Below are 21,507 nucleotides of genomic sequence, written 5' to 3'. Positions count from 1 at the left end.
GACGCGCCGTGCGCAAACGCCCCAGTCTTCCGCGCCGGCCGCGACCGTCCTAGAGTGGCGGCGCAACGACGCGGGGAGAGCGGGATGGCGTTCTGGCTGATGAAATCGGAACCGGAGACCTATGGTTGGGACGACCTCGTCCGCGACGGCGCGACCGACTGGGACGGCGTCCGCAACAATGCCGCGCGGCTCCATTTGCGCGCGATGCAGCCCGGCGACGAGGCCTTCTTCTACCATAGCGGCAAGGACAAGGCCGTGGTCGGCATCCTGCGCATCGCCGGCGCGGGCCGGCCCGACGGCGCCGACGGCGCCTGGGTCAAGGTGCCGGTCGAGCCCGTCCGGCCGATCGGCCCGGTCACCCTGCAGGCGATCAAGGCCGAACCGGCGCTGGCCCGGATGGAACTGGTCCGCCAGTCGCGCCTGTCGGTAAGTCCCGTGCGCGAGGATGAATGGGCGCGCATCCTGGAAATGGCGGGGGCGTGAGGCCCACGCAAAGCTGCGCGATCACCGCTGCAGCGCTCGCACCTCGGCAACGGCCCGCTTCCGGTCAGAAAGCGCGGGTAAGGCCGACTTCGGTCGCCACCCGGCGATAATCATAAATCCCGACGCTGGAGGTATTTCTCTCGAAACCGATGCGAGCAAAAGGCGCGAAGCCTTTTACCTGGAGGTTTCGGAAGGTCGCGCCGGCCCGAGCCGTCGCCAGCCACTCCTGACGCCTCACGCCGAACAGAAACAAAGCGGCATCCCCCTCCGTGCGGCGCAGCCCTACCGAGCCGAAAAGCGTCGTTCGTCCCGCTTCGCGCCAGGCCAGTAATGTGACGCCGCCTCCGGCAGTGGCATAGCCGGGGTCCTGCGCGGTCTGACGCGTGGCCGAGAGTGTGATCCCTATCCCCGTCCGCGCGGACATGGCTCGCTCATATGAAGCATGGATGTCGAATATGTACCCGTTCTGGAAATCGTTGCGCTCGTAGGTTGCTCTGCTGGTACTGCCGCCCACGATCAATTGTGCTTGCCGGCCAAGCGCATGAATCCAGGAAAGCGACAGAGCGTCGGTGCGCGCGTGGAGGCTTCCACCGTACCAGCGCCAGGTTCGGCCTATCGAGGGCGTCAGACGATCCCGCGCGCCCTGCCATTCCAATCCGAGGAGCGCCGAGGCGGAGACGTCGTTGAAGTGGCTTTCGCCATAGAGATTCGCGACGCCGGAGGCTCGGGGTATCAGCTTGAGCTTCTCGCCCAGCGCCAGCCGGGCATAAGTTTGACCCGAAACGTGCGCTCCGACCCCCGATCGTGCCCGCGCGTCATCGGACAGCGTCAGCGGCGCGATGATTGTGTCGAGCGTGCGGGCCTGGGTCGCCCGATTGACGTTCGAATCCGGGGCCAGCGCGATTTCGACATGGCCCCCGAATATTTTCATGGACCGAAGCACCTGATCGAACTGGCCGACGGTCGCAGCGACTTCGGGCGGCAACCCCGCGGCCTGCGCTTGTCGCAACTCGCGCCGCGCTGCAGCCTCGTCTCCGATAAGGGTGAGTAGGCGCGCCAGCTCAAGCCGCACGCGCGCCGCGCGCGGCTGTTCGTCGAGAAGGGCGCGCAAGGCCAGGGCCGCTTCGCGGTAGCGTTGGGCGTCCGCCAGCGCCATGCCCTTGCGGAAGCGGGCCTCGGCGCGGATTTCGGGATCTCCGTCCTGCGCTAGCGCGTCGTACAGGGCGAGCGCCTCGTCCGCGCGCCCCGCTTCTCGGGCACGATCGGCCAAGGCGAACAGATCGACCGCAGACAGATTTTCGAGCCGGACGACACCTTCCTCGGGCGGCGCGGGCACGGCTTCGGGCGGCCCGGCCACCGCCAGCGCCGCCGCCACCGGGATGATCGAGATCACTGTCGGCGTGCTGCCGTAACGCCGCTGATCGAGGTCATCGCACCCGTCTGGTCGCGCAGGATGTTGAGGTAAAACGGTCCCGCGATCTCCTCGCCGTCAGGACCGTAGAAATAGGTATTCAAGGCCCCGACGGTCTGGCCACCGCGCGTGAGGAAAAGCTCAGTGCCCGCAAGCCACCCGGGCAATCTTCCCGAGAATTCGAAGCTGCCAAAGTCGGTAGCTGCGGCGCCAGTGGTCGGCGTGCCTGCCATGGTGAGCGCACCGGCAATTGTCTGAGCGCCGAAATCCACGTTGAAGATCGAGCTCCCCCTTACGTCGAAGGTCGTCCCCGCCTGAGCGTCGGATCCGCTGCCGTAGACGACGCCTTGATAACGGCCGGTGCCGGTCCTGCCCCTGAGAAGCCGGGCGGGAGTCTCCAGCCCGTACGCGAAATACTGATTGACCGGACGTTGCGCGCCCGCGAACGCAACATTTGTCGACCAGTGTCCGAAACTGGCATAGGTGAGTGCCAGCTCCCGGTTGCCGTCCCCCGGGCGATAGAGCTTCAGGGTGACATCCTGCGTTTCATAGCTGTTGCTGAACGACTTGCGGTAGGTCGTGAAATTCGGGTCTCCGCTCGCAACCTTGTCGTTGATGGCGAACAGTCCGCCCATCAGGTCGGACGTCGGAGGAGCAAAGGTGAAAGTCTCCGAATTCTTCCAGTTCAGCTGACCGACGTGATTGTTGGTGTAGCGCGTATAGAAAAGGTGCTCCGACCTCATGTTCGTCAGAGTGAGGTTCGCGGCTGGCACGCTGTCGTTGCGTTGTCCGGTGAAGGCTCCGGCCACAGTCATTCCGTTGGGATTAGAGCCGGCGAAGGAGGCTCCCAGTTCTTGCCCGGTTGGACCGTAGAAACGCCCATTGAGCGATCCAAACGCCTCGCCGAACCACCCGCCGTAGCGGACATTCCCCGAAAAGCTGCCTGCGCTTGCTGACAACCGGCCTGCGGAAATCAATTCGATTCCGCCTCCGCTGACGCCGCCCCCGCTGACGAGTTGTGTCTCGGTCAGATAGGCTTGGCTCGAGAAGATGCCGGCGGCGAAGTCCACGCTGAACGCGCCGCTGCCGTCGAACGAACGCGGCTCCTCGCCGGGCGCCGACACCATACCGAAAGCGTTCACGTCGAACCGGGCAGTGCCGCTCCTCGGCACCGCGGCCGAAGCGGTTGGAAGGCCATAGGTGAAGATCGTGAACTCGGTGTCTTGCAGCGTTCCGGAAACGGAGTTGCGCTGCCAATAGCCGGTCCCGACAAATTGCGTCGCGGTCTGACTGGTGTACGGCGTTTTGATAAGCGTCAGATACTCGCGCACGGCACCGCCTTCCTTTCGGAAGGCCGTTTCATGCCGGTCGTTGGTAGCGATGTCGCCCTGGCCGAACGTCCGGCTGTTTCCGGCCGCAGCGACGGTATAAGTCTTGGCGGCCGCATCATAGCTGATCGTGACGGCGCTGGGTGCAGCTCGACCACTGATCCCCGTCTTCGTCGCCAGATCCCAGGTTACCTCGTTTCGGGCTGCATCGTTCGTGAAGCTCTGATTGACTTGCAGGTTCGTCAACGTCGTGTTGCCGGAAGGCGTGGCAGGCGGCGGAGCCGGCGTGGTCCCGACGCCGCCTGTGGTTCCTCCGCCTCCGCATGCGGCGAGGCCAAGCATCGCCGCCGATACGATCGGCGCAAACATGATACGCATTGATTAGAGCCCCCCCTGAGATGCGTTGTTCCTTACCGTGCGAAGCTGCGCCGTCAACTTATCGGCCGGATGAACGCGTCTGGTGTGACCTTTCGGCCTCATCCCCAGATTTAGTCGTGTCTCTTACTTGGGCTGGGTTATCGTTGCGCCCACAAGCCGTTGATGTTCGCCGATGCACCGATCGACACGGCGAACTGGCCATAACCTTCTCTTATGGTTGCCCCAGCGCTTGTGATGTGACGCGGTGTCGCGGGCGCCGCTAGGCTGGGGCGTCACGAAGGGGAAGATAGTCGATGCTCAACCGCCGCTCGTTCCTGCTCGGCTCGGCCGCGACCATGGCCCTCCTCTCCGCCGACCTGCGCGCCGCGGCGCCGGTGTCGCGGACCCGGCAGCTGGCCAGCGCCGGCCTGGCCGCGCCGATCGAGATCGTCGACGATCCCTGGGGCGTCCCGCACATCCGCGCGCAATCGATCCCCGACGCCTTTTTCGGGCAGGGCTATGTCGTCGCGCGCGACCGCCTGTTCCAGATCGACCTTTCGCACCGCCGCGAGCTGGGGCGGATGGCCGAGGCGTTCGGCCCCGAATTCGCCGTCCACGACGCGGCCGCCCGCCTGTTCCTGTTCCGCGGCGACCTCGACGCCGAGCTGGCGCGGGTGCCGGAAAACATTCTCGCCTGCGCGCGCGCCTATGTCGCCGGGATCAACGCCCGCATCGACGAGGTCGCGGGCGACCCCGCCTTGCTGCCGCTCGAATATGGGATCCTGGGCGTCCGCCCGCTGAAATGGGACATACGCGATCTCGTGCTGGCGCGCGGATCGTTCGGCAGCGTCCGCGACGAGATCCGCCGCGCCCGCCTCGCCGGCATGGGCCTGCTCGAGCTCGACGCGGTGGTGGCGCCGCTGCGCCCGGTCTGGCCGCTGCGCGTGCCCGAGGGGCTCGACGCGGCCGCGGTGTCCGAAGCCGATCTGGGTGTGCTGCGGCTCGGCGGCCTCCCGTTCGGCGCGCTCGTCCCCGAACCCGAGCCCGATCCCGGCCAGGGCGCCGGGCCCTCGCTTGCGGCGATCAGCGCCAGCGAGCGCGCGCAGGCCGGCAGCAACGCCTGGACGATCGGTCCGCAGCGCAGCGCTACCGGCCGCCCGATCCTTGCCAACGATCCGCATCTCGGCATCGGCGGCTTCGGCCCGCGCCACGTCGCCCACCTCACCGCGCCGGGGCTCGACGTGATCGGCGGCGGATCGCCGGGCCTGCCCGGGATCATGCAGGGCCATACCGACCGCTTCGCGTTCGGCCGCACCAATTTCCATATCGACCAGGAGGATCTGTTCGTCCTCGAAATGCATCCGGACGATGCCGAGCGTTACCGCCACGAGGGCGCATGGCGGCGCTTCGACCGGGTTGAGGTCTCGATCCCTGTCAAGGGCGCCCCGCCGCACCGCGCGACCCTGCGCTATGCCGCGCAGGGGCCGGTGGTCTCGCACGATCCGGCCCGCCGCCGCGCCACTGCTTTGGCTGCGGTCGAGCTGCAGCCGGGCGCGAGCGGCGCGTTCGCGATGATCGCGATCAACCTCGCCAGGGACTGGGAGAGCCTGCGCGAGGCCGCGTTCCGCTTCCACCCATCCCCCACCAATTTCCATTATGCCGACGTCGACGGCAATCACGGCTGGCAGGTGATCGGCTTCGCGCCGGTGCGCAAGAAGGGCGACGGGCTGATGCCGGTGCCCGGCGACGGCCGCTACGACTGGACCGGCGTGCGCGATTTCCGCGCCTTGCCCAGCGAATATAATCCGGCCAAGGGCTGGTTCGCCTCGGCCAACCAGAACAATCTGCCCGAAGGCTGGCCGCGCGACCGCATCCCGGCTTTCTCGTTCCGCGATCCCTATCGCTACGATCGCATCGCCGACGTCCTCTCGGCGCAGCCCCAGCACCGCATCACCGACAGCCTTGCTCTGCTGGAGGACACTTTGTCGACGCCGGCGCGTCAGCTCATCGCCTTGCTGCCCGCCAAGGGAACAGCGGCCACGGAGCCCGCGCTCGCCATGCTGCGCGGCTGGGACGGGCGGCTGGAGGCCGACAGCGGTCAGGCGGCGCTCTACCAGATCCTGTGGCGCGAGCTGGGCAAGCGCATGCTGGCCGCGATCGTGCCGGCGCCGGCCCGCAAACTGGTCGACGAGATCGCCCCGTCGGTGCTGCTCGGCCTGATCGCCAGGCCCGACGCGCGGCTCGGGCCCGAACCGGAGGCGGCGCGTGATTCCATGCTCGATGCCGCGCTCGCCGCCGCCTGGGCCAAGGCGCGCGAGCAGCTCGGTCCCGATCCCGCCGCCTGGCGCTGGGGCAGTTTGCACCAGGTGCGGATCCGGCATCCGCTCTCCCGCATCCCCGCCATCGCCAAGGCCTTCCCGCCGATCGAGGGCGGCGGTTCCGGCGGCGATTCCTACACCGTCATGGCGCGCTGGGTGCGCGGCGCGCCGTCCTGGCACGTCGCCGGCGGCGCCAGCTACCTGCAAGTGATCGACGTCGGCAATTGGGACGCGTCGGTGATGCTCAACCTGCCGGGCAATTCGAACGACCCGCGCTCGCCTCATTATCGCGATCTCTACGAGCCCTGGATCAAGGGCGAGATGCAGCCGATGCTGTTCAGCCGCGCCGCCGTCGACGCGCGCGCGGCGGCTCGGACGCTGCTGCGCCCCTGAGGCGAATCGTTTTGGACTGACATCCGTTCGGGCTGAGCCTGTCGAAGCCCTCTCTTCCTTCCGGTTAGAAGGATTGCCCTTCGACGAGCTCAGGGGAACGGTGCGTGGAGCGACGGGCGCGCGCGAAAGGGGGCGACAGATCGGCGGCCTTAGCGCGCCAGCGCTTCGCACAGTCGGTCCGTCGCCAGCGCGACGCGCGATTCCGCAGTCTCGCGGTTGGACGGGTCGTTGCGCACGCCGCGCGTCTCGGTGTTGAAGGCGAGCAGGCTGCCGGCGCGCTGGTCGGGGCAGAGGCTGAGATAGGCGCGGAAGCCGTTCTGGTCGCCATTGTGGCCGACGAAGCGGACCGGCCCGGCGGCATCGACGAAGAAGGACAGGCCGACCTGGGTGGTCTCCGCCATCCGCCCCTGCGTGAAGTCGTCGCCGGCTGGCAGCTGCGGTCGCCACATCTCCTCGAGCGAGGCGCGCTTGAGGATCAGGTCATACTCCGCCTGCCGCGCCGGATCGCCGATCAAGAAGGCGACATAGCGCGCCATGTCGGGCATCGGCGCGTTGAGCCCGCCGTTCGAGACGGTGACGCCGGTATCGACGTCGAACGGCGCCGCCGCGCGCTTGCCGTCGCGGATGTAATAAGAATGCGAGCGGTGCTTCAGCAGGTGCGGCGGCGTGCGGTCGAAGTAGCTCGCGTGCATGCCCAAAGGCCGCAGGATGTTCTTGTCGACATAGACCTCGAAATCCTCACCCGAGAGTCGCTCGATAACCTGCCCCAGATAGACGATGCCGGGGTTGGAGTAGCTGTAGCGTGAGCCGGGGCGGAACTGGACCTCGGTATAAGGCAGCATTGCCGCGAGCTGCGCCCAGCTCGGTGGTTCGAACGGCTGCCATTCCTGGTCGCGCCACGGCCAGGTGCCGTTGCGGAAGCCGGCGCTGTGGCTCATTAGCTGCCGCACGGTGATCGCGCTATTGTCGCCGAACGGATTGTAGACGCGCGCGAGCTCGGGCACGTGCCGCGTGATCGGATCGTCGAGCGAGAGCAGTCCGCGGTCGCGCAATTGCATGATCGCGATCCCGGTCATGGTCTTGGTGATCGAGGCCCAGTGGTAGATGGTCCGCGCGTCGACCGGCACGCGGGCGTCGGCGTCCTGATCGCCGAGATGGTCGGCGGCGACCGTCCGCCCGCCCCGCACGAAATAGAAGCTGCTGCCGGCAATGCCCGCTTGCTGCTTCTCGGCCCGGTGCAGTGCACGGAATTCGCCCAGCGCGGTCCGGAACGCACGCTCTTCGGCTTGCGCCGGCCCGGCGCCCAGCGAAGCGGCCACCAACATCCAAGCAGCAAACCGAACCGGCATAATTTCTTCCCCCTGTGTCGGCCCACGCTAGCGGCGCCGCACGCCCGCCGCAAACCGTCTGGGCCGCTGCGCCTATCCCCAACGGCTCAACATGAGGGAAATCCCCTCCGAGACGTTTGCCAATCCGACGCCACGCTGTCCTCCTTCACCCCATGGCGACGTTAAGCGTCTTTTATGTGTTCACTTGGGATGCAACGTGCCAGTATCATGACCATGACATGAAGTAATGATCTTACAATGAGGAACGCTAATGATTGGTATGATGTTCGCTTTGCTTGCTGCACAGACTCAAGTCGTACCGGAAGCCAGTACGCCCGCTGAAGAAAAGGTCATATGCAGGAGCTCACCCGTACTGGGCACAAGAACGAAAACCATCAAAACATGCCTAACCGCCCGAGAGTGGCAGGAGCGCCGGTCAATTGCGAGCAAGGCACTGGGAGAGGCGGTCGATCGCGGCGCATTCAACAACAGACGGGATTAGGCAACACGAAGTCTGGCGCGCCGGGGCAGCCGAGCAAGACGCGTCTTTCCACCTGTTCCGGATTTTCCTGGGCTTCGATCGCTCAACGGGCCGCCAATGTCCGAATTGGGTGGAAAGCGGACATTGCTTCGTGCCAAGCCGCGCCATAGCGGGGGAGCATGATGCATTATCAACGCGCTGTAACCATCGCCGCTGGGCTGATCGTTGCGAGCGGCGCTGCCGCCGCTGTCTTCGCGTTGATGCTCGGCGGCATCGGGGTCTTCACGCCAACATTCGTCATTGTTGCGATCGTAGCCGTCTCTCTCGGATTGCCGGTGTATTTGGCTGCGCGCGCGGCTCGGAACGACACCCCAATGGTGGCAGCGGCCATGGGCTTTGTCGTTGGTGCGGTAATCCCTACCCTTCTTGTCCTCGCGAGCGCACCTGACCAAGCGTCAGTTGGTGGCACAGCGACCGTCATTGATGGCCGCTATACCCTCGCTGGTTGGATGCAAAGCCTCGCATTGATTGGGTTCTTCGGCCTGCTCGGCGTCTTTGCGGCGTTGGTGTTCTGGTTCATCGTTCGGCGAAGTGCGCCGACGGAAGAACAAGGCGAGGAAACTTCGGCGCCGCTGCGAGCCAGCTTGCTATCGGTTGCTGCGGCTGGCGTTGTCGTGGCGGCAGTCATCATCCCGCATGCCAGTGCAGACCAAAGCTGCCATAACCCGTTACGCGGTGGTGGAACGTCGATCGCCCTGACAGCCAGTTTCGACCTCCGTGTTGATGTTGATCAATGGCGAAACGTTGAAGCCGAGATGCAGAGATTCCGGCGCTCCGGCGACTGGTCGGTAAGAAGCGACGTGAGAACCGACGATGACTTTCCGTGGCTTCAGATTAGCCTCTGCAACGAGACAGGGACGAACATCTTCGTGCAAGGCATGCCTAGCTTCAACGAGGTCAGCTTCGGGGTCTATCAACCACAGGGTGGGGACACATGGCGACGAGACTTCCGCGCGCTTTATGACCTCATCAGCAGGCGGTGGCCTACCAAGGTGACGTTCGAGGACAGTCGGGGGGCGGCAGAGCGGAGCGCCCGAATGGGCAGCGGCCAAGAAGCCCCAGTAGGAAACGCTAATGTCCGAATTGGGTCGAAAGCGGACCTAGCGCCCTGACACGGGCGCACGCCCGTTTGTCCGCCGCTTATGCAGGCGCTGGATCGGTCGCCTGATCGGGCAACGCCCTATGCCGGGGTAGTCATTTGAATGGCATGCCAGTCGGGTTCGAGCGCACGAACATGTGGGGGACGGCCGGATGGCAGGCGTATCGACGGGACTGGACCGTCAAAGCAGCTCCAGTCGCACCGTCACCGGATCGCCGGCCGCGATCCCCTCGGCGCGGCAGATGGCTTTCTTGACCGGCAGGAACCAGCCGCCTCCCTTCTGCGGAAAGACCGAAGTCGACCAGCGACTGGCGCCCAGTTCGGCATGGACCTTGACCGACCCGAATCCGCGGCGGCGGCCGGTTTCGAGGCGCCGGACCAAGGCGTGTGCGCCGATCGCCTCGGCTGCCTCGCCCTCGATCCGGACATAGGCCATGTCGCCATAGCCCTCGGCATGCCAGGCGAGCAGCGGCGCGGCGACAGGAACGATGGTGACGTCGGCCGGAGGCATGGCTGGAAGGTGCTCCAACCCCAGGCCGCGCGCAACCGGCACGCTTCCCAGGCCGGACGCGACATTGGGCCGTCCGTCCGGTCCGGCTACCAGATCCGCGCGACTCCGAAGGCGTCGAACAGCTTTTCGTTCGAGACGATCGGCACGCCTTCGATCCGCGCCTGGGCGATCAGCAGCCGGTCGAACGGGTCCTTGTGCGGAATGTCGAGGGAGCCGGCGAGCGCCGCATGCTCGACCGACACGGAGAGCGGCTCGGCGGCGAGGTTTCCGAACACGACCTGCCAGTTGGCGACCAGCCGGGCGGCGTCGGGCAATTTGCCGAGCCGATGCTTCAGCGCGATTTCCATGATCGACGCCGCGCTGACCAATATCCCGTCGTCGCTTTCCGCAATGGCCTGTGTCGCTTTGGGCGAGAGCTTGGGACTGGCCTCCAGCGCCCAAAGCAGCGCATGGGTATCGAGGAGCAGCCTCACTCGCCGTACCAGGCCTTCAGCTCGTCCTCCGGCAGCGGTTCGAAAAAGCGATCGTCGATCAGGGCCTGGCCCTTGAGCGCCCCGAGCAGCGGCTTCTTCTCCGGCGGCGCGGCGCGGACGAGGCGCACCACCGGCTCCTTGTTGCGCGCGATCACGATCTCCTCGCCGGCCAGGACCTTCTCGATCAGGCGGGAAAGGTGCGTTTTCGCTTCGTGGACGCTGACGATGGCCATGTCCCGAGCTTAGTCCGCATGTTGACTAAGTTCAATGCCGCCCGATCCCCCGTCTCCTCCGCGTGCGCGCCGGCGCTAGGTCTTGCGGGCGTAGCGCGTCTCGAACTCGCCGTGCGACATCATGAGGTAGCGCAGCATGTCGATCAGCGCCCACGGCACGGAAACCAGCAATCCGACGACGGTCAGGCTCAGCACCAGCATCGCGATCGCGGAGCCGGTCCGCCCCACATAGAAGCGGTGGATGCCGAGCGGCCCGAGCAGGAAGGCGAGCAATGCGGCGACGAACTTGTTGCGGTCGGCCGGGACGGCAACGGGCACGGCCGCCGCCGGCGCCGTTCCGGGGACCGGGAAGATGGTCAGCGCACGGCTCTCGTCGGGCTCGAAGTCGACGAGCATGCCGATCGCCGGCTCGCCCCGCTCGGCCCAGTCGGCGGGCTTGAAGCGGTAGCGGCGGCCGTCGTCGCCCGCGATCACGCCCTCGCCCGCCCGCGTGTCCACCCCAAGTACCTGTCCGCGCATAAATCTCCCCTGATCCCGGGACCATCATGCGCAGACGGGCCGGTTTTGGCAATTTGCTCCGGCGTCATGCGGCGAGAAAAAGGGGTGCGACTTCAGGGGCGGGAATCGCGCGAAGACGGCTGCCCTTGTTCATTGACCACGTCCGCCCCGGCGTCGGTCCATGGCCGCTCGCCGTCGCGGAACGGCACGAACTCGTCGAGCGGCAGCGCGGGCACCAGTTCGCCGCGATAGGAAAGGTCGAAGCGGAAGAAGCTCTCCGCCGGATCGCGCTGGGCCGCGTCGGCCGCCGCCGCCCCGCCCTACTCATAGGCCGCAGGGTCGCCGACGGCATTCCGCACAGGCGCTTCGTGGAGAACGATCGACGAAGCCAGGAGGCGGGGTCGGGATCCCGCCTCCCGTTTGCTCATGCCGTCGCCAGGCGCTTCTCGCCCTGGAACAGCGGGACGATCTGCCAAAGCGCCGAGGCGCCGACGAGCGTGTAGACGATCCGGCTCAGCATCGACATTTCGCCGAACAGGGCGGCGACCAGGTCGAATCCGAACAGGCCGACCAGGCCCCAATTGAGCCCGCCGACGATCAGCAAGACAAGCGTCAGTGCGTTGATAGCGCGCATAGATTCATTCCTTTCAGACAGCGTTGCGCCGGCCGCTGGAAGCGGCCGGCGCCAAGGCGGCTACATGGGCAAGGACACAGCGTCCGTTACGTGGATGACACCGTTGGATTGAACGAGGTCAGCCTTGGTGACCGTCGCCGTGCCGCCAGCCGCATCGGTAAGCACGACCGAGCGGCCAGACAGGCTCGCGGTGATGGTTCCGCCTTGAACAGTCTTCAAGGCCGCCCTGCCTCCGCCGTCCCTGATCGCCTTGACGAGATCGGCCGACGTGACCTTTCCAGGTACGACATGATAAGTCAGCACGGCCCTGAGCTGGTCGCGGCTGGCGGGCTCGACAAGCTTGTCGACGGCGCCAGCCGGTAGGCGGGCAAAAGCAGCGTCAGTGGGCGCGAAGACCGTGAATGGGCCCTTGCCGGCGAGGGTATCGACCAGGCCCGCCGCTTTCAGCGCGCCGACGAGTGTCTGGTGATCCTTCGAAGCCACCGCCGTGGTGACAATGTTGGCCTTGGCGGGACCACCCGCGAACGCCGTCGACGGTGCCACCGCAAACGCGACGGCGAGGCCGATCGTGATAGATCCAAAGCGTCGATTCATGGTCGTCATCCTTTTCCTAACCGCCCCAGTGGGCGTCAGGTGCAGAATTAGAATGACGGCGCACACACAGCCATACGACCTTTAGGCTGCATCTACAGCCCGGCTTCGACGGCAATCCGGATTGCATCGGTGGAAGTGGGCACGCCAAGCTGCTCAAGAAGCAGGCGGCGGTGCATCTTCACCGTCTTCTCGCTGAGCTTCAGTTCCCAGGCGATCTGCTTGTTCAGGAGCCCACGCGCCATCAGCTCCAGGACCTGCCTGCGCCGTGCTGGCAGGCTCTTCACGAGGGAAAAGGCGCGGGCACGCCTGGCCGCGAATTGCGGCTCGGAGTCCGCTCCGAGGTCGACCTGGGAGCCGAGAAACCAGGCGAGATCCCCCTCGCCATCGAACATAGGTGTAACGAGGACGCCATTGCGGAATGGCGTGCCGTCGCGGCGATAATTAAGGATGTCGACCAGTACCGAGTGGCGCGCGCGCACGGCCTCTCGGATCCGCTCTGTAATCCAGGGTTCCGTTCCCGCTCCGGCAAGAAAGCGACAATTGCGACCAACGATCTCCTGCTCAGGATATCCGGTAAGCGCGCAGAAAGCAGCGTTGGCGACCTCGACGGGGTTGTCCGATCGCCGGGGGTTGGTAATCACCGTTGCGATCGGGCTGACACCGATACTCTCGAGAATCTGCTCGTTCGTGCCCACGCCGTCATCATAGCGCGCCCGCCCGTGGCAGGCGACTCAGCAAGCCGATGTCGGAAAGCGGCCAAAAATCGCCCTCAAAAAGCGACTCCAGCCGCACCTTTACTTCGTCCGTGTCCCCGATCTTCTCGGCGCATCGATCCCTTCCTTGACCCCAGCAACCAGCCCTAACGCGGCACCTTGCCGGTGCGGATGTAGGTCTCCTGGTCGGCGGCCCAGGCCGCCTTGCCGCGGACGATATTGCCCTCGATCTCCGCCTCGGCCTCGGCTTCGCTCCGGCCGCTCGCCATGGCCTGCTTGATGGCGGCCGCGCGGAAGCGCGCTTCCTGCGGCTTGCAGGCCTTGTCGAAGCCCGTCTTGAATGTGCCTGGGTCCATTTTCACCGTCATGCCCATGCGTACCGTCATGACCATGCAGGCAATGTACTGGCCCGCTGCGGCGTCGAACTCGGGATCGGGCGCCTGCGCCGACGCGGAATTTGAAGCGGCGGCGCCCAGCAGCCCGCCCAGAAACATGAATGAAACCAGCCGCATCGCCGTCTCCCCCCGAATGGCCGAACATCCGACGAAAAGAGGCTTCAAGTCAATGCGGAGGCGATGGGCGAGGTTGTGCGGCTCCGGCGCGAGGGCCCTGCCCGTCATGCCGGACCTGATCCGGCATCCCGCTTCTTCTCCGCGCCTTCGCGCCTTCGCGCACAACAGGCAGCGGGACCCCGGATCAGGTCCGGGGTGACGCAAGGGGGCTAAACGGGTGCGCGTCGGGCGCGGGCCGTCACGGGCCTAAATCCCGTGACGTCGGACGGGCTCGCCGGGGGCGCCCCGCCGGCCGGCCTCCGCCGTCTCTCGCCCAAGCCCGGCGGCGCATGCGCGCCGGCGGCCTTAGGCTTGGCGGCTGCGGCTTACGCCGCTTCCGACTTGCGGCTCTGCTTCTTGCGCTCGTGCGGATCGAGGTAGCGCTTGCGGATGCGGATGCTCTTGGGCGTGACTTCGACCAGCTCGTCGTCCTGGATGTAGGCGATCGCCTGCTCGAGCGTCATCCTTTTGGGCGGAGTGAGGCGGATGCCCTCGTCCTTGCCCGAGGCGCGGAAGTTGGTGAGCTGCTTGGACTTCAAGGGATTGACCTCGAGGTCCTGCGGCTTGGCATTCTCGCCGATCACCATGCCCTCGTAGAGCTTCTCGCCGGGCGCGATGAACAGGATGCCGCGCTCCTCGAGCATGTTGAGCGCATAGGCCACGGCCTCGCCCTGCTCCATCGAGATGAGGACGCCGTTCTGGCGGCCCTGGATGACGCCCTTATAGGGGCCGTATTTCTCGAACAGGCGGTTCATGATGCCGGTGCCGCGCGTGTCGGACAGGAATTCGCCATGATAGCCGATCAGGCCGCGCGAGGGCGCGCTGAAGGTGAGGCGCGTCTTGCCGCCGCCCGAGGGGCGCATGTCGGTCATCTCGGCCTTGCGCAGGCTCATCTTCTCGACGACCGTGCCGCTATGCTCGTCGTCGACGTCGATGACGACCGTCTCATACGGCTCCTCGCGGCCGCTCGGGCCGTCCTTGAACAGGACGCGCGGGCGGCTGATCGACAGCTCGAAGCCTTCGCGGCGCATCGTCTCGATGAGCACGCCCAGCTGGAGCTCGCCGCGGCCGGCGACCTCGAACGCGTCCGAGGTCGGGCTCACAGAGATGCGGATCGCGACGTTGGTCTCGGCCTCGCGCTCGAGGCGGTCGCGGATGACGCGGCTCTGCACCTTGTCGCCGTCGCGGCCGGCATAGGGGCTGTCGTTGACGGCGAAGCTCATCGCCAGCGTCGGCGGGTCGATCGGACGCGCGGGCACGGGCTGCGACACGGTCACGGCGCCAATCGTGTTGGAAACGGTCGCCTTGGAGAGGCCGGCAATGGCGACGATATCGCCCGCCTGCGCGCTCTCGACCGGCACGCGCTCGAGGCCGCGGAAGGCGAACACCTTGCTGGCGCGGCCGTCCTCGACGAGCTTGCCGTCGACGTCGATCGCCTTGATCGGCATGTTGACGTCGAGCTTGCCGCTCTCGATGCGGCCGGTGAGCATGCGGCCCAGGAACGGGTCGCGGTCGAGCAGGGTCGCGAGCATCTTGAACTCGCCCTCGGTGTCGAGGCCCGGCGCGGGGATGTGGTCGACGATCTTCTGGAAGAGCGGCTGCAGGTCGCCCGAGCGGACGTCGTCGGTCTCGCCAGCATAGCCGTTGCGGCCCGAGGCGTAGAGGACCGGGAAATCGAGCTGCTCGTCATTGGCGTCGAGGCTCAGGAACAGCTCGAAACATTCGTCGAGCACTTCGGCCGGGCGCGCGTCGGGGCGGTCGATCTTGTTGACGACGACGATCGGCCTGAGGCCGAGGCCCAGGGCCTTGCCGGTGACGAACTTGGTCTGCGGCATCGGGCCTTCGGCCGAATCGACCAGCAAGATGACGCCATCGACCATCGAGAGGATTCGTTCCACCTCCGCACCGAAATCGGCGTGGCCCGGCGTGTCGACGATGTTGATGTGCGTGTCGTTCCACTCGACCGAGGTGCATTTGGCGAGAATCGTGATCCCGCGCTCTTTCTCGAGATCGTTCGAATCCATGGCGCGCTCGTCGACGCGCTGGTTGTCACGGAACGTACCGGACTGGCGGAGAAGCTGGTCGACAAGAGTCGTCTTGCCGTGATCCACGTGGGCGATGATCGCCACGTTGCGAAGACTCATTCAAAATTCCCGATGGAGCGAAATGTGGCGCGCCTATACGCTTTATATTGCGGCGCAACAAGGGCAGCCCGTCGCAATGCTTGAACAGGACGACAAAACCACGCTCGATTGTCGGTTCATGTTGATCATGGCCAGATCCCAATAATAACCGAGTCTTTCCCGGGATCGGACGCGCGAACGGCAAGTTCGTCGCACGAATTGTCACGATCAACGCGGCGCCGTCGCACCGTCCCGGCCTGCAAACGAAATCGATTGTCCTAACGGACTTTCTCAGCCAATTTACACGAGCCTCAGCAGGACGGAGTGATCTGATGACGACCACCCCCGGGATTGACGGAACCGCCACGATGACAATCGAGCCGCCGGCAGCAACCACTCCAGTCGAAGCAGAGACGATCGCGCCGGAAACGATCGCCAAGCGCCTGAATCTCAAGGGGCGCGCCGCTTCCGAGAGGATGACCGCGGGCGATCTCATGTCGCCGCCCGTCGGCGTGTTCGGGCCGAACATGACCGTCCGGGAAACGGTCGAGCAGCTGCGCGACCTCACCCGCGCCGCCTTCATCACTTATTGCTACGTCACCGACGAAGGCGGCCGGCTGCTCGGCCTCGTCGTGATGCGCGACATGCTGCTCGCCAAGCCCGACACGCGGCTCGACGAGATCATGCTCCACAATGTGTTCGCCTTCCGGGACACGATGCCGCTCGCCGACGCGCTCAAGACCGCACTGACCAAGCATTTCCCGGTCTATCCGGTGGTCGACGCCAACCATGTGCTGAAGGGCCTGATCCGCGGCGACGCTCTGTTCGCCGAGCAGGCGATCGAGATCAGCGCCCAGGCCGGCGCCATGGTCGGCGTCGAGAAGGAGGAGCGCCTCGCCACCCCGCTGAAGCGGAGCCTCCTGCTCCGCCACCCGTGGCTCCAGGTCAATCTCGTCACCGCCTTCGTCGCGGCAGCCGTGGTCGGCGTGTTCGAAGAGACGCTGGCGCAGCTCGTGATCCTCGCCGTCTTCCTGCCGGTGATGGCGGGGCAATCGGGCAATACCGGCTGCCAGGCGCTGGCGGTCGCATTGCGCGGCATGACGCTCGGCGACGTCAAGGCGGGCCTCGAACGCAAGCTAGTCATGAAGGAGGGCATGCTCGGGTTCTTCAACGGCCTGCTGGTCGGCATCACGGCCGGCCTCGGCATGTTCATCTATGCGCGGATGCAGGGCGAGGCCAATCCGGTGCTGATGGGGTTGGTCGTGATGGTGGCGATGGTCGCGAGCTGTGTGATCAGCGGCCTCGCCGGCGCGCTCATCCCGCTGACGCTGAAGCGACTGGGCGCCGATCCCGCGACCGCATCGAGCATCTTCCTCACCACCGCCAGCGACGTGGCGAGCATGGGCATCTTCCTGTCGCTGTCGACGATGCTGTTGCTCTAGCTCAGGCGATCCAGAGCCGCAGGAACCAGGCCACGATGCCGAGCGCGGCGACGCTCGCCGCCCAGATCGCCACGAACCAGGCGAGGCGCCGCCATATCGGACGCGGCGCCTCCGCGCTCAATGATAGCCTTCTTCGCCGACCTTGCCGCGGAAGACCCAGTAGGACCAGGCGGTGTAGCCGAGGATCAGCGGGATCAGCACGGCGGCGCCGACCAGCATGAAGATCTGGCTGCTTTCCGGGGCCGCCGCCTGCCAGATGGAGAGACGGCCGGGGATGACGTCCGGCCACATCGAGACGGCAAGGCCGGCCATCGCCAGCAGGAACAGGGTGAGCGTCAGCAGGAACGGCACATAGTCGACCCCACGGCGCAGGCTGCGCCACAGGAAGAAGGCGGTCACCAGCACCAGCAAAGGCATCGGGATCGCGACGTAAAGGCCCGGCACGTCGAACCAGCGCGTGTGATATTTCTCCTCGAGGAACGGCGTCGCCAGGCTGACCAGCCCGAATGCCGCCAGCATCGCCGGCAACAGCCAGCGCGCGAAGCGGGTCGCGTCGCGCTGAATCTCCCCCTCGGTCTTCCAGATCAGCCACGTCGCGCCGAGCAGGGCGTAGCCGACGCACAGGCTCGCGCCCGTCAGGAGGCTGAACGGCGTCAGCCAGTCCCACCAGCCGCCGGCATAATGGCGGCCTTCTATGGCAATGCCCTGGAGCAGGGCGCCGAGCGTCACGCCCTGGGCGAACGTCGCGACCAGCGAGCCCACCGAGAAGCCGGCATCCCACCACACGCGGTGGCCCGGATCGCGCCACCGGAACTCGAAGGCGACGCCGCGGAAGACGAGGCCGAGCAGCATGACGATGATCGGCACGTAAAGCGCCGGCAGGATGATCGAATAAGCGAGCGGGAAAGCCGCCATCAGGCCGCCGCCGCCCATCACCAGCCAGGTCTCGTTGCCGTCCCACAGCGGCGCGATTGCGTTCATCGCCTGGTCGCGCTCGCGGCCGACCTTGAAGCCCTTGAACAAGATGCCGATGCCGAGATCGAACCCGTCCATCACGACATAGGCCGCGACCGCGAACGCGATCACGAAGGCCCAGACGACGGTGAGATCGATGTTCATCGCGTCACTTCGCCTCCTCGCTCCGGTCGGGCCGCGGATCGGGTTCGCCGTGCGGCACCGCCGCCGAGGGCGTGATGCCGGCCGTGCGGATCGGCGCCTCGGCCGGTCCGGTCTCGCCCGGATGCGGCGCGTGATGCATCAGCTTCAGGATGTAGACCGTGCCCGCCGCGAACACCGTGAAATAGACGATGACGAAGGCGAGTAACGAGCCGCTGACTCCCGGCGCCGCGATCGGGGAGACGGCATCGGCGGTGCGCAGGAGATTGTACACCACCCAGGGCTGGCGGCCGACCTCGGTGGTGATCCACCCGGCGATCACGGCGACGAATCCCGACGGCCCCATCACCAGCGCGAAGCGGTGCAGCAGCGGCCAGGAATAGAGGCGCTTCATCGCGCGCGCGACGAGGCTCCACAGACCGAGCGCGAACATCAGGAAGCCGAGTCCGACCATCACGCGGAACGACCAGAAGACGATCTCGACCGACGGTCGGTCCGCCTTGGGCACGGTCTTCAGCCCGTCGAGCGGGGCATTGAGATCGTGCTTCAGGATCAGCGAGGAGAGCTTGGGAATCTGCACGGCGGCATGGACCGTCTCGCGCTCGTCGTCGGGCAGGCCGAACAGGATCAGCGGCGCGCCGTCGGGATGGCTTTCGAAATGGCCTTCCATCGCCATCACTTTGGCGGGCTGATGCTCGAGCGTGTTGAGGCCGTGGAGATCGCCCACGAAGATCTGGACCGGAGCGACCAGGGCCGCCATCCACATCGCCATCGAGAACATCGTGCGGACTTCGGGCAGGTCGCGGCCGCGAAGCAGGTGCCAGGCCCCGACCGCGCCCACCACCAGCGCGGTGGTAAGATAGGCGGCGATGACGGTATGGACGAGGCGATAGGGGAAGCTCGGATTGAAGATGATGTCGATCCAGCTCCCGCCGGGGACGAACTGGCCCTGATCGTTCATCGCCCAGCCGGTCGGGGTCTGCATCCAGCTGTTCACCGACAGGATCCAGAAGGCCGAGATGAAGGTGCCGATCGCCACCATCAGGGTCGCGCCGAAATGGAGCCCCTTCCCGACCTTGTTCATTCCGAACATCATGACGCCGAGGAAGCCGGCTTCGAGGAAGAAGGCGGTCAGCACCTCATAAGCCATGAGCGGGCCGATGATCGGCCCGGCCTTGTCCGAGAAGACCGACCAGTTGGTGCCGAACTGATAGGACATGACGATCCCGGAGACGACGCCCATCGCGAACGCCATCGCGAAGATCTTCAGCCAGTAGCGGAAGAGGTTGAGATAGATCTCCCTGCCCGTCTTCAGCCACAACGCCTCGAGCACCGCGAGGAAGCTGGCGAGCCCGATCGAGAAGGCGGGGAAGATGAAATGGAACGAGATCGTGAAGGCGAACTGAAGCCGCGCGAGCAACAATGCCGTTTCCGCATCACTCATGCCTTGCCCTTAGCAAGTTCGCGCCGCCGATGCGCGTGCAATTTGGACGCTCTCCCTTAGCCGGCTTGCACCCCCGCCTCTCCCGCTCCATTCCTGTCCCAGGGCCAGAAAAAAGAACAGGCAAGGGGACGGATGTGATCAGGAAGACGATGATGGTCGGCGCGGCGATTGCGGCGCTGGCAGGCCCAGCCGCAGCGGCGCCGAGCGGCCTCAAGGCGCGCGCCGTGGCCGGAGTCGAGCAGCGGGCGAAGCTCGCGCAGGAGATCAACGATTCGGTGTTCAGCTTCGCCGAGCTCGGCTTCCAGGAAGTCGAGACCTCGCGCTATCTGACCAACCTGCTCGAGAAGAACGGCTTCACCGTCGAGCGCGGCACCGCCGGCCTGCCGACCGGCTGGGTCGCGCGCTGGAGCCACGGCAGCGGCGGTCCGGTGATCGCGCTGGGCAGCGACATAGACGGCATTCCCAAGGCCTCGCAGAAGCCCGGTATCCCCTATCGCGCGCCGATGGTCGAGGGCGGCCCCGGCCATGGCGAGGGCCATAATAGCGGCCAGGCGGTCAACATCGTCGCCGCGCTCGCGGTGAAGGAACTGATGCAGCGCGAGAATATCCCGGGCACGCTCGTCCTGTGGCCGGGCGTCGCCGAGGAGCTGGTCGCCGGCAAGGCCTTCATGGTCCGCGAGGGGGTGTTCAAGGATGTCGACGCCGTCCTCTTCACCCATGTCTCCAACAATCTCGGCACGAGCTGGGGCCAGCCGAGCGGCACCGGCCTCGTCTCGGTCGAATATAAGTTCAGCGGCGAGAGCGCCCATTCGGCTGGCGCGCCATGGCGCGGCAAATCCGCGCTCGACGCCGTCGAGCTGATGAACATGGGCTGGAACATGAAGCGCGAGCATCTGCGCACCGAGCAGCGCTCGCATTATGTGATTACCGACGGCGGCGACCAGCCCAACGTCGTGCCGTCCGAAGCCTCGGTCTGGTATTATTTCCGCGAGCAGGATTTCGACCGCATCCGCAAGAGCTTCGAACTCGGCAATCAGATCGCCGACGGCGCCGCGCTGATGACCGGCACCAAGGTCGCCCGCCGCATCCTCGGCACCGCCGCGCCGCGCCATTTCAACAAGCCGATCGCCGAAGCCGCCTACGCCAACATCCAGGCGGTGGGGCTGCCCAAATGGACCGCCGACGAGCAGGCCTTCGCCAAGATCGTGCAGAAGAATGTCGGCGCCGAGAAGCAGGAGGGCCTCGCGGTGAAGCTCGACAAATTGGAGCCGCCGCTGGAGGAGCCCAAGAGCGGCGGATCGGACGATATCGGCGACGTCAGCTGGGTCGTGCCGACGATCACCCTCGGCTATCCGTCCAACATCCCCGAGCTGCCCGGCCACAATTGGTCGAACGCGATCGCGATGGCGACGCCGATCGCGCACAAGGGCGTGGTCGCAGGCGCGAAAGTCATCGCCATGACGACGCTCGACCTGCTCACCAAGCCCAAGCTGGTCCAGGCCGCGCAGGACTATTTCGACAAGGTCCAGACCAAGGACCAGAAATACGTCCCGATGATTTCGGCCAGCGACAAGCCGGCCACCGAGATCAACCGCGAGATCATGGCGCGCTACAAGCCGGAGCTGCAGAAATATTACTACGACCCGGCGAAATACCCGACCTATCTCGACCAGCTCGGCATCAAGTTCCCGGTGCTGGACGCGGCCCCGCCGCCGCCGCCGGCGGCGGGGAACGAGTAACGCATAACCTGTCCCCGTGCATGACCTGCTCCCCGGCGAAAGCCGGGGCCCAGGGGGCACGGACGGCTGGACCCCGGCTTGCGCCGGGGAACAAGCATCCGCACTCCGAAGGCCGTCATTGCGAGCGAAGCGAAGCAATCCAGCCTACCGCGACGCCCCCTGGATTGCTTCATCGCTG

The 21,507-nt window shown here is 66.0% G+C and carries 21 protein-coding genes; 5 read left to right on the top strand and 16 right to left on the bottom strand.

Features of this window, described 5'->3' with window-relative positions:
- Nucleotides 1–84: 84 nt before the first annotated feature.
- Nucleotides 85–483 carry an EVE domain-containing protein gene (locus tag SH591_RS12305; protein WP_324749357.1) on the top strand — a complete coding sequence of 133 codons (399 nt, stop codon included), beginning with the start codon at nt 85–87 and terminating at the stop codon, nt 481–483.
- A 64-nt stretch (nt 484–547) separates the two neighbouring features.
- Here SH591_RS12305 and SH591_RS12300 read toward each other — a convergent pair whose 3' ends face one another.
- Nucleotides 548–1,876: a surface lipoprotein assembly modifier gene (locus SH591_RS12300; protein WP_324749356.1), complete on the bottom strand. Its 1,329-nt coding sequence runs from the start codon at nt 1,874–1,876 to the stop codon at nt 548–550.
- Nucleotides 1,873–3,591, bottom strand: a complete 1,719-nt coding sequence (locus SH591_RS12295) for a transferrin-binding protein-like solute binding protein (protein WP_324749355.1) — start codon at nt 3,589–3,591, stop codon at nt 1,873–1,875. The genes SH591_RS12300 and SH591_RS12295 overlap by 4 nt, the downstream gene beginning before the upstream one ends.
- A 302-nt stretch (nt 3,592–3,893) precedes the next feature.
- Between SH591_RS12295 and SH591_RS12290 the strand changes: the two genes are divergently transcribed.
- The gene (locus SH591_RS12290) at nt 3,894–6,290 is read left to right on the top strand and encodes a penicillin acylase family protein (RefSeq protein WP_324749354.1); all 2,397 of its coding nucleotides are present in this window, start codon (nt 3,894–3,896) and stop codon (nt 6,288–6,290) included.
- Between the two features lie 149 nt (nt 6,291–6,439).
- Here the strand turns inward: SH591_RS12290 and SH591_RS12285 are convergent, their stop codons facing one another.
- Nucleotides 6,440–7,615, bottom strand: coding sequence for a serine hydrolase domain-containing protein (locus SH591_RS12285; RefSeq protein WP_324749353.1), 1,176 nt, complete (start codon nt 7,613–7,615; stop codon nt 6,440–6,442).
- A gap of 663 nt (nt 7,616–8,278) precedes the next feature.
- On the opposite strand from SH591_RS12285, the gene SH591_RS12280 reads away from it, so the two are divergent.
- Nucleotides 8,279–9,271, top strand: coding sequence for a hypothetical protein (locus tag SH591_RS12280; protein ID WP_324749352.1), 993 nt, complete (start codon nt 8,279–8,281; stop codon nt 9,269–9,271).
- 168 nt (nt 9,272–9,439) lie between these two features.
- Here SH591_RS12280 and SH591_RS12275 read toward each other — a convergent pair whose 3' ends face one another.
- From SH591_RS12275 to typA, 10 genes are all read right to left on the bottom strand, one after another.
- On the bottom strand, nt 9,440–9,769 hold the full coding sequence (locus SH591_RS12275; RefSeq protein ID WP_324749351.1) for a DUF1905 domain-containing protein: 330 nt from the start codon (nt 9,767–9,769) through the stop codon (nt 9,440–9,442).
- Nucleotides 9,770–9,855: 86 nt separating this feature from the next.
- On the bottom strand, nt 9,856–10,242 hold the full coding sequence (locus SH591_RS12270; RefSeq protein ID WP_324749350.1) for a type II toxin-antitoxin system VapC family toxin: 387 nt from the start codon (nt 10,240–10,242) through the stop codon (nt 9,856–9,858).
- Nucleotides 10,239–10,475 (bottom strand): type II toxin-antitoxin system Phd/YefM family antitoxin, encoded by a 237-nt coding sequence (locus SH591_RS12265; RefSeq protein WP_324749349.1) that lies wholly within the window; start codon nt 10,473–10,475, stop codon nt 10,239–10,241. The genes SH591_RS12270 and SH591_RS12265 overlap by 4 nt, the downstream gene beginning before the upstream one ends.
- A gap of 75 nt (nt 10,476–10,550) precedes the next feature.
- Nucleotides 10,551–10,994, bottom strand: coding sequence for a TM2 domain-containing protein (locus tag SH591_RS12260; protein WP_324749348.1), 444 nt, complete (start codon nt 10,992–10,994; stop codon nt 10,551–10,553).
- Nucleotides 10,995–11,086: 92 nt separating this feature from the next.
- Nucleotides 11,087–11,209, bottom strand: a complete 123-nt coding sequence (locus SH591_RS12255; RefSeq protein ID WP_324749347.1) for a hypothetical protein — start codon at nt 11,207–11,209, stop codon at nt 11,087–11,089.
- 188 nt (nt 11,210–11,397) lie between these two features.
- Nucleotides 11,398–11,607, bottom strand: a complete 210-nt coding sequence (locus SH591_RS12250; protein WP_324749346.1) for a DUF378 domain-containing protein — start codon at nt 11,605–11,607, stop codon at nt 11,398–11,400.
- 60 nt (nt 11,608–11,667) lie between these two features.
- Entirely contained in the window at nt 11,668–12,201 is a 534-nt protein-coding gene (locus SH591_RS12245) for a fasciclin domain-containing protein (protein ID WP_324751377.1), read from the bottom strand.
- A gap of 92 nt (nt 12,202–12,293) precedes the next feature.
- The gene (locus SH591_RS12240) at nt 12,294–12,896 is read right to left on the bottom strand and encodes a LuxR C-terminal-related transcriptional regulator (protein WP_324749345.1); all 603 of its coding nucleotides are present in this window, start codon (nt 12,894–12,896) and stop codon (nt 12,294–12,296) included.
- Nucleotides 12,897–13,060: 164 nt separating this feature from the next.
- Nucleotides 13,061–13,426, bottom strand: a complete 366-nt coding sequence (locus SH591_RS12235; RefSeq protein WP_324749344.1) for a hypothetical protein — start codon at nt 13,424–13,426, stop codon at nt 13,061–13,063.
- Nucleotides 13,427–13,791: 365 nt separating this feature from the next.
- Nucleotides 13,792–15,609, bottom strand: a complete 1,818-nt coding sequence (gene typA / locus SH591_RS12230) for a translational GTPase TypA (RefSeq protein ID WP_322832496.1) — start codon at nt 15,607–15,609, stop codon at nt 13,792–13,794.
- A 311-nt stretch (nt 15,610–15,920) separates the two neighbouring features.
- Here typA and SH591_RS12225 point away from each other — a divergent pair, with 311 nt between their 5' ends.
- Complete coding sequence (locus SH591_RS12225; protein ID WP_324749343.1) at nt 15,921–17,030, top strand: magnesium transporter; 1,110 nt, start codon at nt 15,921–15,923, stop codon at nt 17,028–17,030.
- A 1-nt stretch (nt 17,031) separates the two neighbouring features.
- Here SH591_RS12225 and SH591_RS12220 read toward each other — a convergent pair whose 3' ends face one another.
- From SH591_RS12220 to SH591_RS12210, 3 genes are read right to left on the bottom strand one after another with little or no spacing between them, the layout of a single operon-like run.
- On the bottom strand, nt 17,032–17,151 hold the full coding sequence (locus SH591_RS12220) for a DUF2474 domain-containing protein (RefSeq protein WP_322832494.1): 120 nt from the start codon (nt 17,149–17,151) through the stop codon (nt 17,032–17,034).
- Nucleotides 17,148–18,149 (bottom strand): cytochrome d ubiquinol oxidase subunit II, encoded by a 1,002-nt coding sequence (gene cydB, locus SH591_RS12215; RefSeq protein WP_324749342.1) that lies wholly within the window; start codon nt 18,147–18,149, stop codon nt 17,148–17,150. The genes SH591_RS12220 and cydB overlap by 4 nt, the downstream gene beginning before the upstream one ends.
- Before the next feature lie 4 nt (nt 18,150–18,153).
- On the bottom strand, nt 18,154–19,590 hold the full coding sequence (locus tag SH591_RS12210; RefSeq protein ID WP_324749341.1) for a cytochrome ubiquinol oxidase subunit I: 1,437 nt from the start codon (nt 19,588–19,590) through the stop codon (nt 18,154–18,156).
- 152 nt (nt 19,591–19,742) lie between these two features.
- Here SH591_RS12210 and SH591_RS12205 point away from each other — a divergent pair, with 152 nt between their 5' ends.
- On the top strand, nt 19,743–21,329 hold the full coding sequence (locus tag SH591_RS12205; RefSeq protein WP_416385240.1) for an amidohydrolase: 1,587 nt from the start codon (nt 19,743–19,745) through the stop codon (nt 21,327–21,329).
- The last annotated feature ends 178 nt before the right edge of the window (nt 21,330–21,507 follow it).

Origin of the sequence: Sphingomonas sp. LY54 (assembly GCF_035594035.1) — a bacterium.
Lineage (GTDB): Bacteria > Pseudomonadota > Alphaproteobacteria > Sphingomonadales > Sphingomonadaceae > Allosphingosinicella.
Note: the sequence above shows the minus strand (reverse complement) of the source record. Positions and strands in the feature narration are given on the sequence as shown.